Raw genomic sequence first — 12526 nt, forward strand, 5'->3', positions numbered from 1 at the left:
GTCCCTTACTCGGCGCCGGGTGTGGCGTCGGGCGAGCCGGTCGGCTCCGAGGTGGGCTCGCCGCCGCCGGTGTCGCCGCCTCCGCCGGTGTCTCCGCCTCCGCCGCCGGTGTCGCCTCCGCCGCCGGTGTCGCCGCCTCCGCCGGTGTCTCCGCCTCCGCCGCCGGTGTCTCCGCCTCCGCCGGTGTCTCCGCCTCCGCCGGTGTCTCCGCCTCCGCCGGTGTTTCCGCCGCCCGCGCCGCCGCCGGTGTCGCCGCCTCCGCCGGTGTCGCCGCCGCCGCCGGTGTTTCCGCCAGTGTCTCCGCCTCCGGTGTTCCCGCCGGTGTCTCCGCCTCCGCCGGTGTTGCCGCTGCCGGTGTCGTTGTCGCCCGTGCCTCCGGTTTGTCCGGGCGTAGGCGTTACCTGCCCTGGAGCCGGCGTTGTCTGTCCGGGCGCCGGAGTCGTCGGAGTTGTGCTCGGCTTCGTCGGCGAGGCGGACGGCTTCTTCGTCGGCTGGGACGACGGGCTCTTCGACGGCGATGACGACGAGCCGCCGCCGCTGCCACCGCGCGGAGCGGCGCTCGGAGTCACTCCGCGGCCCTGGAAGGGCGTCGCGCGCGGGTTGGCGCGCTCGCGGGGCGGGTCGATCCGTCGGAAGGGCGACTCGACGACCGGTGCGAGCGGCGCCGGAACCTCGACCTTCTCGACGGGCTTCGCCGCCTCGGCCTTCTTCTCGGCATCCGTCGTGTCACCCGTGAAGAGCGCACCGTCGATGCGGAGGGGAGCGGCGAGGGCGTCGCTGGTCGGCAGCGGCGCGCCGATGCTGTAGCCCCCGCGGTCGAGGCCGTTCTCGCTCGCGAGCTGCGCGTCGCCGCCGAAGACCTCCGGGGCGTACACCGCGGCGGCGCCGCTGACGGCGACCACAGCGGCCAGAGCGACCGCTCCGCCCGAGACGTAGGCGGCCGCGGGCACGCGCCGGAGCCAGGGCAGGCGCGGGCGAGCCGGCGGTGCCTCGTCCTCTGCGGCGGCGGCTGCGGCCGCGGCGTCGGAGGCTTCGGCCTCGGCCGCGGCATCCGCTGCGGAGACGATAGCCGCGTCGGCGGCCTCCAGCGCGGCGCCGAGGGCGATGACCGCCTTCGGGTCGGTGTCGACGGCGATCGGCCGGTCGAACCGCTCCGACAGCAGCTGCGCCACGCGGGGGATCCGGGAGGACCCGCCGGTGAGGAGGATCGCGTCGAGATCGGATGCTTCCACCGCGGCGGCTTCCATCGCATCGCCGAGCACCTCGATGGTGCGCTCGATGTCGTTCTCGATCATCGCCTCGAACTCGTCGCGCGTCAGGCGGACGGCGGTCGAGGTGCCGCCGAGGAGCACGGGGACCGTGGCCTCGGAGTCGAAGGAGAGCGCCTCCTTGGCCTCGACGCATTCGCGCCGCAGCCCTGCGAGGGCGACCCGCGCCTCGGCATCGCCGAGGAGCGTGGCGACGTCCAGCCGCGCGGCGGACAGGACGTGGCGGAGGACCGCATCGTCGAAGTCGGCGCCGCCGAGGTCTTCGATGCCGGTCGGCGAGCCGATGATCGTCAACGAACCGGATGCGGTCTTGCGGAGCAGGACGGCGTCGAAGGTGCCGCCGCCGAAGTCGTAGACGGCGAGCGTCGACCCGGGCGCCAGCGGATTGGTCGCCTCGTAGTGGCGCGCTGCCGCGACCGGCTCGGCGATGATCTCGACCTGGCCGATGCCGGCGCGCACGAGGGCGGCGCGGATGAGGTCGGTGCGGTATGTGCCCCAGGCGACCGGGACGGTCACGACGACCGACGACGGCAGGCGCCCGAAGCGCTCCGTCGCCACCGTCGACACCCAGTCGACGAGGAGGGCGAGCAGGTCTTCGGGTGCGAAGGTGCGCCCACCGACGTTGACCGGAACCTCGTCGCCCACGCGGCGCTTGACCTCGCGGACGAGACGTTCCGGCTGCACGAGTCCTCTGCGTTCTGCGGCATCGCCGAAGAGCACGTCCCCGGCGGAGACGTAGATCGAACTCGGTGCCGCATCAGCATGCCTCCCCAGAGGCAGGATGTGTACCTGCGGTTTCCCCTCATCTTCTGTTGTGTGCGATATTGCGGCTGCGGTGCGGCTTGTGCCCGCGTCGACAGCCAATATGTAGGGCCTCGGCATTTCGTCCCCCATGACGATTCGGCGTCGGCCTCCCCCGGGAACTGTCTACCACGCCTGCCCCGTCCGCGCGAGGCCCGATCGGATTCTTTCGTCACCGATCGACATGGGAGAGGGAGGCCTCTCGCAAAGGGAGGAGGCTCGGTGGCCGCGCCTGATACCCGGCGTCATGAAGTTGGCACTCACGTTGCATGAGTGCCAGCGGTTTGCCTACACTTGCGTTAGCACTCTCACCGTGAGGTTGCTAACGAGTCTTGAGTCTCACAGGAAAGCAGAGGTAGACCCGTGTCGGTTTCCATCAAGCCGCTCGAGGACCGCATCGTCATCAAGCAGGTCGAGGCCGAGCAGACCACGTCCAGCGGTCTGGTCATTCCCGACACCGCGAAGGAGAAGCCCCAGGAGGGCGAGGTCGTCGCGGTGGGCCCCGGTCGCATCGACGACAACGGCAACCGCGTCCCGCTCGACGTCGCCGTCGGCGACCGCGTGATCTACAGCAAGTACGGCGGCACCGAGGTCAAGTTCGGTGCGGACGAGTTCCTCGTCCTGTCGGCGCGCGACGTCCTGGCGGTCGTCGTCCGCTGAACCGCGTTCTTCGCGTTTCTCGCAAAGAGGGTCGGATGCTTCGGCATCCGGCCCTCTCTCGTTCGTCTACCCCCCGGTTCACTTGTCGCCTCTTGCGGGTGTTCGCGCCAGCGACCCGCAAGAGGCGACAAGTGAACCGAAGAAGAATCGCGTCAGGGGAGGAAGGCGACCGCGCGGACGGGCGCGCCGTCGCCGTCGATCCGCAGGGGGAAGAACCCGACGCGCACGAGGCGCGGGAGACCCTCCAGGCCGCAGACGTTCTCCACGATCAGCCCGTCCGCGCCCAGCACGACCTCGTGCACCGGGAACGTCTCCGTCGCCGGCTCCGTCGGGTCGGGGCTCAGGGTGTCGACGGCGAGCACGCGCATGCCGCGCGCACGCAGCTCCCGCGCGGCATCCGGATCCAGGAACGGATGCCGCACCGCGGCGTCCTCGGCGAAGTGGGCCGCCCAGCCGGTGTCGATGATCACGATCGGCGGGACGTCGGCGGGCAGCGGCCCCGCGGCCTCCAACTCCGCCAGTCCGTAGCGCTGCCCCGCACGGAGTCCAGGCGCCCGCAGGACGACCGCGTCGCCGACGAGTTCGTCCAGCGCCACCTCCGCCATCGTGCGGCCACCGGCGACGGTGTGCGCGGGCGCGTCCACGTGCGTCCCCGTGTGCGACCCGAGGTGCCACGACGTCACCGCGACCCCGTCGCGCGACAGCGTCAGTGCCTCCTCCGACGACACCGCGGGGTCGCCCGGGTAGACCGTCATCCCCGCACGAACCGGGTGTGACAGGTCACGCACGTTTCGCCGCCCGTCGCGGGCCCGTCTCCGGCTCCGATCCCGACGCCTCGTCGACGGCATCCGCGAGATGGACGGCCGGCCCGAACGGCTCAGCCGACCGGCGGGGGAGGGAGGCGAGCAGATAGACGACGAAGGTGAGGATGAACGCGGGCACGGTCGCGCCGAAGGGCAGCGGCCACACGTACGCCCAGACGTAGGCCGAGGTCGCGCCGACGACCCACGACAGCACGGCCCAGACGTTCACGCCGCCGGTGTACCAGAACGACCCGCCGCGGGCGGAGAGGATGTCGGCGCCGTAGCGGCCGCGCCGGATCACGTAGTAGTCGACGATCATGATCGCGAACACCGGCGCGAACAGCGCGCTGATCGTCACGAGGAAGGTCGTGAACTGGTCGAGGAGCCCGAAGAAGGTCGCCCCGATCACCGAGATCACGCCGAGCACGAGCGCGGTCGGAAGGAAGCGGACCCGCTTCCCCGGCAGGGCGTTGACGACGCTCGTGACCATCCCGTAGACGACCATCGTGTTCGTGGCCATCACCGACAGGAAGATCGCGACCGCCAGCGGTGCGCCGAAGGGCTCGATGATCGTGACCGGGTCGAAGGGGATGACCTCCAGCCCCTGCAGGGCGACGTAGCCGATCGCCGTGGCCCCGAGGGTCATGGCGATGACGGTGGACAGGGTGTAGCCGATTCCCGAGCCGATGACCCCGCGTCGCGGCGAGCGGGCGAAGCGGTTGAAGTCGGCCGAGAGCACCGTCCACGAGATCGCGGTCGCGAGCACCACGTCGAACGCGAGACCCGGCGTGTAGAACGGCTCCGTCGGCGCGGCGAGGGACGCGAAGTCCGCCGGGGCGTACGTGGTGAACGCGACGACGAAGATGTAGGCGGCGAGGGCGAGGATCGCCGCGGCGAACCACGGCTCGACGCGGGCGACGCCGGCGTGGCCGAAGATCGCGAGGATCACCACGATCGTCTGGCACAGCACCGCGAAGAGGACGGGGCTCGAGAAGCCTGTGAGGGTCGCCACGAGGAAGTTGAGGGCGATGCCGGCGAGCATCGCCTGCACCCAGCTCCACCCCATGAGGATGACGACGTTCGCCGCGACGGCGAGGAGGCTCCCGCGGATGCCGAAGGGCCCGCGCGTCAGGGCCATGGTCGGAAGACCCGTGCGGGTGCCGATCGCGCCGATCGTCACCAGGACACCGGCGCCGAGCACCGTACCGGCGACGATGAGCCCGATCACGAGCGGGTACGACACGTCGGGGACGAACAGGGTGCCGGTCAGGAGCGTCGTCACCACGAGGTTCGCGGCGAGCCAGATCATCAGGATCCGGCCGGTGGAGGAGGTCCCCCGCACCGGGCCGGCGTCATCGGCGTTGCTCTGGAGGCGGGTCTCCAGTCGGGAGTAGAGCGACATCTTCGGGGCTCCTCAGGGAATCGGGTCGGGTCGGCGAGAGGTCAGGGCTGGGGGGAGAGGTGTTCGTGCACGGCGACGAGTCGCCCGGCATCCGTCGTCCGGAAGACGATGGTCTCCCGCTCGATCGAGGACTCCGGCCCCTCGGCGGTGTCGACGGTGGTGTGGACCGTGTGGGTGAAGACCGCACCGCCGGGGAAGGTCTGCACGCGGGCGTCGCTCGAGCGGCAGGACGCGACCCGCCAGCCCTCTGCGATCCAGGCGCGCCAGAGATCCTCGTACGCCGAGCGGATGTCGAGGCGCGCGGGTTCGGTGTGGAAGACGAAGGTGGCGTCCTCGCTGAACAGCGAGAAGTAGGTGTCGCCGTCGTTCGCGGCGAACGCGCGGACGATGGACTCCGCGGCCGCGCGCACGTCGTCCTCGGTCGGGGCCGGAAGCGCTGCGCCGGTCATCGCGCACCCCCGCGGGGAGCCATGGCGCTCAGCAGCTCGTAGACGACGTGGCTCGCTGACACCGCCGTCAGCTGCGCGTGGTCGTACGCGGGCGCGACCTCCACGACGTCGGCGCCGACGATCCGCCGGTCGCTGAGGGCGCGGATCATCCGCAGCAGCTCGCGGCTCGTGAGCCCGCCGGCTTCGGGGGTGCCGGTGCCGGGGGCGTGCGCGGGGTCGAGGACGTCGATGTCGATCGAGATGTAGAGCGGCGCGTCGCCGATGCGCGCGCGGATGCGCTCGATCGCGGCATCGAGCCCGCGCTCCTCGACGTCCTCGCAGGTGACGACGGCGAACCCGAGCCGCGCGTCGTCCTCCAGGTCGCCCTTCGAGTACAGCGGGCCGCGGATGCCGACGTGCATGCTCGCCGTCATGTCGATGAGGCCCTCCTCCGACGCGCGGCGGAAGGGGGTGCCGTGGGTCGTCGGAGCGCCGAAGTACGTGTCCCACGTGTCCAGGTGCGCGTCGAAGTGGAGGACGGCGACGGGGCCGTGCTCGGCGTGGACGGCTCGTAGGAGCGGGAGGGCGATCGTGTGGTCGCCGCCGATGGTCACTAGGCGGTCGGCGCGGGTGCGGAGCGCGCGGGCACCGGCCTCGACGGCGGCGACGGCCTCGGTGATGTCGAACGGGTTCGCGGCGATGTCTCCGGCATCCGCGACCTGCTGGCTGCCGAAGGGGAAGACATCCTGCGCCGGGTTGTAGGGGCGGAGGAGGCGCGAGGCCTCACGGACGTGCGCCGGACCGAAGCGGGCACCCGGGCGGTAGCTGACGCCGCTGTCGAAGGGGACGCCGACGACGGCGATGTCGGCGTGCGCGACATCCTCGATCCGGGGCAGGCGCGCGAAGGTGGCGATCCCGGCGAACCGGGGCACGACGCTGGCGTCCACCGGGCCGATCGGTGTGGACGCGTCCGACGAGGAGGGGTGTTGCATATTTGGCAACCTTCGATACTCTATGGTCAACTATCGCGATCACCGTACGCGCGGTGCGCCACCGCCGTCAACCCGTTCAGGAGTTCCGTGCGCGCCATCCACCCCGCCGCCGACGCGGCGCAGACCCCCATCGGCGCGAAGCTCCGCGCGGCGCGGACCGCGCAGGGGATGTCGCTCGCGCAGGTCGCGCAGACCACCGGGCTCAGCAAGGGGTTCCTCAGCCGGGTCGAGCGCGACGAGACCTCGCCGAGCGTGGCCACCCTCGTCCAGCTCTGCCAGGTGCTCTCCCTGCCCGTCGGCGCCCTCTTCGCCGCGCCCGACGTCCAGCACGTCACGCTCGCGGATGCGCCGCGGATCAATCTCGGCGGGGTGAACGCCGACGAGCGTCTGCTCTCGCCGCGCGGGGAGCAGCGGGTGCAGCTGCTGCGCTCCGACCTCGCGCCCGACGCGCACGGCGGCGCGGACCTCTACACGATCACCTGCGAGGTCGAGACCCTGCACGTCGTGTCGGGCACCGTCAGCGTCCGCTTCACCGATCGCACGATCACGATGACCGCCGGCGACGCCCTCACCTTCCCGGGGCGCGAGCCGCACACGTGGCGCGTCGAGGGAGGCGAGCCGGCGGTCGCGCTATGGGTGATCGTCCCCGCGCCCTGGAGCGGCTCGGCGTGAGCAGCACAGCGCCTAGGCTGATCCGGTGAACGCGGAATCGGCTCGGCCCGGCGCGCGGGACGCCGCCCCGAGCGACACCCCGCGCGAACGCACCGTCGGCGGGATCTACGCCTTCAGCGCGTACCTGCTGTGGGGGTTCCTGCCGCTCTACTTCGTCCTGCTCGTCCCCACCGGGCCGTGGGAGCTCGTCGCCTGGCGGATCGTGTTCTCGCTCGTCTTCTGCGCGCTGCTGCTGTCGGTGACGCGGTCGTGGGGGCGACTCGCACGGATCGTCCGACAGCCGCGGCTCCTCGGGCTCACGGCGCTCGCGGGCGGGCTCATCTACGTCAACTGGCAGGTCTTCATCATCGGCGCCCTCACCGGGCACGTGATCGAGACGAGCCTCGGCTACTTCATCAACCCGATCGCGACCGTGCTCCTCGGCGTCCTCGTCTTGCATGAGCGGCTGCGGATCACGCAGTGGATCGCGATCGGCCTCGCCGCCGTCGCGGTGGCCGTGATCATCGTCGGGTACGGGAGCTTCCCCTGGATCGCGCTGACCCTCGCGGCGAGCTTCAGCCTCTACGGCCTGGTCAAGAAGCGGGTCGGACCGACGGTGGATGCCGTCAGTGGTCTCACGCTCGAATCGGCGTGGCTGATGCCGGTGGCCGCGGTGCTCCTCACCGATGTCGGTATGACGACCGGCCTCACCCTCGGCACCGCCGGGACCCTGCACACCGTGCTCCTGGTCGGCGTCGGTGCCGTCACCGCGGTGCCGCTGCTCTTCTTCGCCGCCGGAGCGCGACGCGTCCCGCTCACCGTCATCGGCCTGCTGCAGTTCGTCGCGCCGATCCTGCAGTTTCTCATCGGCGTCTGGGTCCTCCAGGAGCCGATGCCGGTGGAGCGGTGGATCGGATTCGCCCTGGTCTGGGTCGCGCTCGCCGTCCTCACCGTCGATTCGCTCGTCAACGCGCGTCGACGGGGGGTCTCGGATGTCGCCGAGCTGACCTGACCGGCCGGCGACCCGGGTCCCTCAGCGGACCAGGCGCGCGATCGCCTGCGTCGCCTCGGTGATCTTCTCGTCGGCCTCGGGGCCGCCGAGGCGCGCGGCGTCGACGACGCAGTGGCGCAGGTGATCCTCGAGCAGCCCGACGGCGACCGCTTCGAGCGCACTCGTGAGCGCGCTGATCTGGGTCAGGATGTCGATGCAGTACTTCTCCTCGTCCACCATGCGGTGGACCCCTCGCGCCTGCCCCTCGATGCGCTTGAGGCGAGCGAGGTACTTCTCCTTGTCGGTGATGTACCCGTGGTGGGCGTGGTCGTGCGTGGGGTCGGGGGCGTCGGTCACGAGGGTGCCTTCATCGGGGCGGGCGAGGGGGAGGGAGCGTGCGAGACGGTGGGCGACGGGACGGTGGGTGACGGGACGGCGGGCAGTGCCCGGAACGAGCGGAGCCGTGCGCTGTTCGCGACGACGAACGTCGAGGACAGCGCCATGGCGGCCCCGGCGATCATCGGGTTCAACAATCCCAGAGCCGCCAGCGGCAGTGCGGCGACGTTGTACGCGAAGGCCCAGAAGAGGTTGGTCTTGATGGTGCGGAGCGTGGCGCGCGAGAGGCGGATGGCGTCGGCGGCGCTGCGCAGGTCACCGCGGACGAGCGTCAGGTCCGACGCCTCGATCGCGGCATCCGTTCCCGTTCCCATCGCGATGCCGAGGTCGGCCTGCGCCAGGGCGGCGGCGTCGTTCACGCCATCGCCGACCATCGCCACCACGCGACCGGACTCTTGGAGCTTCCGGACCACGTCGACCTTGTCGGCGGGGAGGACGTCGGAGACGACCTCGTCGATCCCGACCTCGCGGGCCACCGCCTGAGCCGCCCCGGCGTTGTCGCCGGTGAGGAGGATCGGAGTGAGCCCGAGGGCGCGGAGGTCGGCGACGGCCTGACGCGCGTCGGGCTTCGGCGCGTCGGCCACGACGATCAGCCCCGCCGCGATTCCGTCGAGGGCGACCAGCACGGCCGTTCGTCCGGCGGCCTCGGCCGCCGTCTGCGCTTCCAGGAGCTCGTCCGGTACGGCGACGGCCCACTCCCGCAGCAGGGCGGCGCGTCCGACGAGCACCGCCCGGCCCTCGACCTGTCCCGAGACGCCGAGCCCCGGGATGTTCTGGAACGCCTCGACCGCAGGCAGCGGAGTCTCCCCGGAGGCGGCCGCGGCGATCGCACGCGCGATCGGATGCTCCGAGGAGTCCTCGAGCGCCGCGGCGGCACGGAGAAGGTCGGCCTCGGTGGCGGGGGAGAAAGCGCGGACCTCGGTGACCGACATCCGCCCGGTCGTCACCGTCCCGGTCTTGTCGAGCACCACGGTGTCCACGCGTCGCGTGGACTCGAGCACCTCCGGACCCTTGATCAGGATGCCGAGCCGCGCGCCGCGGCCCGTGCCGACGAGGAGCGCGATGGGGGTCGCGAGACCCAGCGCGCACGGGCACGCGATGATCAGCACCGTCACCGCGGCGGTGAAGGCGAACGACGCGGGGGCGCCGAGCACGAGCCAGGTGGTCAGGGTCAGGGCGGAGAGCACCAGCACGATCGGGACGAAGACGCCCGAGATCCGGTCGGCGAGGCGCTGGATGCGGGCCTTGCCGGACTGGGCCTCGTTGACGAGCCGCGCCATCTGGGCGAGCTGGGTGTCGGCGCCCACCCGGGTGGCGCGCACCACGAGGCGGCCGGCGGTGTTCACGGTCGCGCCGACGACGGCGTCGCCCGGCGCGACGTCGCGGGGGACCGACTCGCCCGTGACCATGGAGACGTCGACCGCGGAGGTGCCCGCCTCCACGACTCCGTCGGTGGCGACCTTCTCGCCCGGGCGCACGATGAAGCGGTCGCCGACGGCGAGGGTCGCGATCGGCACGCGGGACTCGACCAGGACGCCTTCGGCGTCCGGTCGGAGGACCGCGGCGTCCTTCGCACCGAGATCAAGGAGCGCGCGGAGTGCGGCCCCGGCGCGACGCTTCGCGCGCATCTCGATGTAGCGGCCGGCGAGGACGAACGTGGTGACCCCCGCGGCGACCTCGAGGTAGATGTCGCCGGCGCCGTCGCTCGGCTGGACGGTCCACTCGAAGGAATGCGTCATGCCCGGCATCCCCGCGTGTCCGAGGAAGAGGGCGTACAGCGACCACAGGAACGCCGCCGTCACACCCATCGAGATGAGGGTGTCCATGGTCGCTGCGCCGTGGCGCAGATTGATCGCCGCCGCCCGGTGGAACGGCCACGCGCCCCACACCACCACGGGGGCCGCGAGGGCGAGGCTCGCCCACTGCCAGTACGTGAACTGCAGCGCGGGCACCATCGCGAGCACGATCACCGGCACCGACAGGACGACGGCGCCGATGAGGCGCTGCCGGAGGGCGCGGAGCTCGGTGCCCTCGCGCGGAGCCTCGTTGCCGGCATCCGCACCGGGCGCGGGCTCGGCGGATGTGCCGGCGTCTCCGGGGGCGGCGGGGAGCGTGGCGGAGTATCCGGTCCGGCCGACCTCCGCGACGAGGTCGGCCGGGTCGAGATCGACCGGGGCCGTGACGACGGCGCGCTCGGTGGCGAAGTTGACGGATGCCGAGACCCCCGGCATCCGGTTCAGGCGCTTCTCGATCCGCGCGGCGCACGAGGCGCACGTCATCCCGCCGATGTCGAGCCCGATCCGGGCGCGCGGCTCGGTGAGGCTGTCGGGCGGGACGACGCTCACGAGGAGCGGACCGCCTCGTAGCCGGCTTCGTCCACGGCGGCGAGGACATCGTCGTCGGTCAGGGCTGCGTCGCTGGTGATCGCGAGGACACCGGTGCCGGCGTCGACGGCCACGTCGCGCACGCCGTCGATCTTCGTCACTTCGGTGCGTACGGCCGCTTCGCAGTGGCCGCAGGTCATACCGGTCACCTGGTACGTGGAGGTCTGGGTCATCGGTGGACTCCTTCGTGGGGAATACGGGAGGGGGGGTGCAACGCACCATCGTATACCCCTCCTGGGTATCGGGTGCGGGAATCGAGCGATCTGCACAATCTCGGCCCGCGAAGTAACGATTCGGGTGCGTTACACATCGTTAACGAATGGCAACATTCCCGACGCGGGGCCCGCACTAGGTTTAGGGCACTGGGTCGGCGCCCGAGCCGTTCCCGCGATCACAACCCACAAGGAGCAAGATGAGCGTCTTCACCCGCTCGCGCAAAGCAGCCTTCGGCGGCATCGCGCTCGCCGGCGCCAGCGCCCTCGTCCTCGCCGGCTGCGCCGGTGGCGACTCGGGCGGCGGAGCCACCGGCGAGCCCGTCGATACGCGCGACCTCACCCTCAAGATCGGCACGATCCTCCCGCAGACCGGTGCGCTGGCCTTCCTCGGCCCGCCCGAGGAGGCGGGTGTCGGCCTCGCCGCCGCCGACGTCAACGCGTACTCCGAGACGACCGGCCTCACCATCGACGACATCGTCTGGGGCGACTCGGGCGACGCGGCGAACAACGCGTGGCAGACCACGAGCCCGCGCCTCATCTCCGAGGGCGTGACCGCGGCCATCGGTGCGGCGTCTTCCGGTGTGACCAAGCTCTTCCTCGACGACCACGTCGCCGCGGGCGTCATCACCTTCTCGCCGGCGAACACCTCGGCCGAGTTCACCACGTGGGACGACAACGGCCTGTACTGGCGCACCGCTCCCTCGGACGTGCTCCAGGGTGAGGTGCTCGGCAACCTGGTCGCCGAAGACGGCCGCCAGAACGTCGCCACGATCTACCTCAACGACTCGTACGGAACCGGCCTCAACCAGTTCTTCACCGACGCGTTCACCGCCGCCGGCGGCACCGTCGTGGCGTCCGAGTCGTTCAACGCCGGTGACACCACGTTCGACGCGCAGATCTCGGCCGTCCTCGCCGAGGACCCGGACGCGATCGTCCTGATCACCTTCGACGAGGTCTACACGATCGCCCCGGCGCTGATCAACGCCGGCTTCCCCGGTTCGGACCTGTACTTCGTCGACGGCAACCTCGCCCAGTTCGGCGAGTCGGAAGACTGGCCCGAGGGCGCGAGCCTCGAGGGCGCCAAGGGCACCACGCCCGCCGGCCCGAACACGCCGGAGGACTTCCAGGAGCGCCTGAACGAGTGGTGGGTCGGCGAGGGCAACTCGGATCTCGCCGAGTTCGCGTACGCCAACGAGTCCTACGACGCCGTCGTGCTGCTCGCCCTCGCGGCCCTCGCCGCGAACTCCACGGATGCCGCCGACATCGCCGGCAAGCTCCAGGAGGTCTCCGGTGGCACCGGTGACGGCGAGACCTGCACCACGTACGAGGAGTGCGCGGACATCATCCTCGGTGGCGGCGTGGCCGACTACGACGGCTACTCCGGACCGATCTCGTTCGACGAGAACGGCGACCCGACGGGTGCCACGATCGGCATCTTCGAGTTCGACGCGGACAACATGTTCAACCGCATCGACCTCTGAGTCTCACTCACGCAGGAAGAGAGGAGCCCCCGGGAATCATCCCGGGGGCTCCTC

At 71.4% G+C, this 12526-nt stretch carries 12 protein-coding genes; 4 read left to right on the forward strand and 8 right to left on the reverse strand.

Annotation, left to right across the window (positions count from 1 at the left end; translation table 11 throughout):
• Nucleotides 1-5: 5 nt before the first annotated feature.
• Nucleotides 6-1952 (reverse strand): Hsp70 family protein, encoded by a 1947-nt coding sequence (locus tag LTL01_RS07900; protein ID WP_236968110.1) that lies wholly within the window; start codon nt 1950-1952, stop codon nt 6-8.
• A gap of 480 nt (nt 1953-2432) precedes the next feature.
• On the opposite strand from LTL01_RS07900, the gene groES reads away from it, so the two are divergent.
• A complete protein-coding gene (gene groES / locus LTL01_RS07905) occupies nt 2433-2729 on the forward strand; it encodes a co-chaperone GroES (RefSeq protein ID WP_053548534.1) in 297 nt (98 codons plus the stop codon).
• 152 nt (nt 2730-2881) lie between these two features.
• Here the strand turns inward: groES and LTL01_RS07910 are convergent, their stop codons facing one another.
• Genes LTL01_RS07910 through speB form a run of 4 tightly spaced genes read right to left on the reverse strand, consistent with a single transcriptional unit; the run spans nt 2882 to nt 6354 of the window.
• Complete coding sequence (locus tag LTL01_RS07910) at nt 2882-3484, reverse strand: cyclase family protein (RefSeq protein WP_236968111.1); 603 nt, start codon at nt 3482-3484, stop codon at nt 2882-2884.
• 25 nt (nt 3485-3509) lie between these two features.
• Nucleotides 3510-4934 (reverse strand): purine-cytosine permease family protein, encoded by a 1425-nt coding sequence (locus LTL01_RS07915; protein WP_236968112.1) that lies wholly within the window; start codon nt 4932-4934, stop codon nt 3510-3512.
• Nucleotides 4935-4975: 41 nt separating this feature from the next.
• Complete coding sequence (locus LTL01_RS07920) at nt 4976-5383, reverse strand: YybH family protein (protein WP_236968113.1); 408 nt, start codon at nt 5381-5383, stop codon at nt 4976-4978.
• Entirely contained in the window at nt 5380-6354 is a 975-nt protein-coding gene (speB, locus tag LTL01_RS07925) for an agmatinase (protein ID WP_053548530.1), read from the reverse strand. Before speB ends, LTL01_RS07920 begins: the two co-directional genes overlap by 4 nt.
• A gap of 87 nt (nt 6355-6441) precedes the next feature.
• On the opposite strand from speB, the gene LTL01_RS07930 reads away from it, so the two are divergent.
• Nucleotides 6442-7026: a helix-turn-helix domain-containing protein gene (locus LTL01_RS07930; RefSeq protein WP_053548529.1), complete on the forward strand. Its 585-nt coding sequence runs from the start codon at nt 6442-6444 to the stop codon at nt 7024-7026.
• Nucleotides 7027-7051: 25 nt separating this feature from the next.
• Nucleotides 7052-8017, forward strand: coding sequence for an EamA family transporter RarD (gene rarD, locus LTL01_RS07935; protein ID WP_236968114.1), 966 nt, complete (start codon nt 7052-7054; stop codon nt 8015-8017).
• 21 nt (nt 8018-8038) lie between these two features.
• Here rarD and LTL01_RS07940 read toward each other — a convergent pair whose 3' ends face one another.
• The 3 genes from LTL01_RS07940 to LTL01_RS07950 all read right to left on the reverse strand — a co-directional run bounded on the left by LTL01_RS07940 (nt 8039) and on the right by LTL01_RS07950 (nt 10949).
• Entirely contained in the window at nt 8039-8353 is a 315-nt protein-coding gene (locus tag LTL01_RS07940; protein WP_236968115.1) for a metal-sensitive transcriptional regulator, read from the reverse strand.
• Nucleotides 8350-10671, reverse strand: coding sequence for a heavy metal translocating P-type ATPase (locus LTL01_RS07945; protein WP_236968196.1), 2322 nt, complete (start codon nt 10669-10671; stop codon nt 8350-8352). The genes LTL01_RS07940 and LTL01_RS07945 overlap by 4 nt, the downstream gene beginning before the upstream one ends.
• Nucleotides 10672-10733: 62 nt before the next feature.
• Nucleotides 10734-10949 (reverse strand): heavy-metal-associated domain-containing protein, encoded by a 216-nt coding sequence (locus tag LTL01_RS07950; RefSeq protein WP_236968116.1) that lies wholly within the window; start codon nt 10947-10949, stop codon nt 10734-10736.
• Between the two features lie 239 nt (nt 10950-11188).
• Here LTL01_RS07950 and LTL01_RS07955 point away from each other — a divergent pair, with 239 nt between their 5' ends.
• On the forward strand, nt 11189-12472 hold the full coding sequence (locus LTL01_RS07955) for an ABC transporter substrate-binding protein (RefSeq protein ID WP_236968117.1): 1284 nt from the start codon (nt 11189-11191) through the stop codon (nt 12470-12472).
• Nucleotides 12473-12526 lie beyond the last annotated feature (54 nt).

This window comes from Microbacterium aurantiacum, assembly GCF_021654035.1.
Lineage (GTDB): Bacteria > Actinomycetota > Actinomycetes > Actinomycetales > Microbacteriaceae > Microbacterium > Microbacterium aurantiacum.

Bases quoted from the DNA above. Each gene is read 5' to 3' on its own strand.
- LTL01_RS07945 (WP_236968196.1), bottom strand. From the start codon at position 10,671: ATGACGTGCGCCTCGTGCGCCGCGCGGATCGAGAAGCGCCTGAACCGG.
- LTL01_RS07915 (WP_236968112.1), bottom strand. From the start codon at position 4,934: ATGTCGCTCTACTCCCGACTGGAGACCCGCCTCCAGAGCAACGCCGAT.
- LTL01_RS07955 (WP_236968117.1), top strand. From the start codon at position 11,189: ATGAGCGTCTTCACCCGCTCGCGCAAAGCAGCCTTCGGCGGCATCGCG.
- LTL01_RS07910 (WP_236968111.1), bottom strand. From the start codon at position 3,484: ATGACGGTCTACCCGGGCGACCCCGCGGTGTCGTCGGAGGAGGCACTG.
- speB (WP_053548530.1), bottom strand. From the start codon at position 6,354: ATGCAACACCCCTCCTCGTCGGACGCGTCCACACCGATCGGCCCGGTG.
- LTL01_RS07920 (WP_236968113.1), bottom strand. From the start codon at position 5,383: ATGACCGGCGCAGCGCTTCCGGCCCCGACCGAGGACGACGTGCGCGCG.
- LTL01_RS07950 (WP_236968116.1), bottom strand. From the start codon at position 10,949: ATGACCCAGACCTCCACGTACCAGGTGACCGGTATGACCTGCGGCCAC.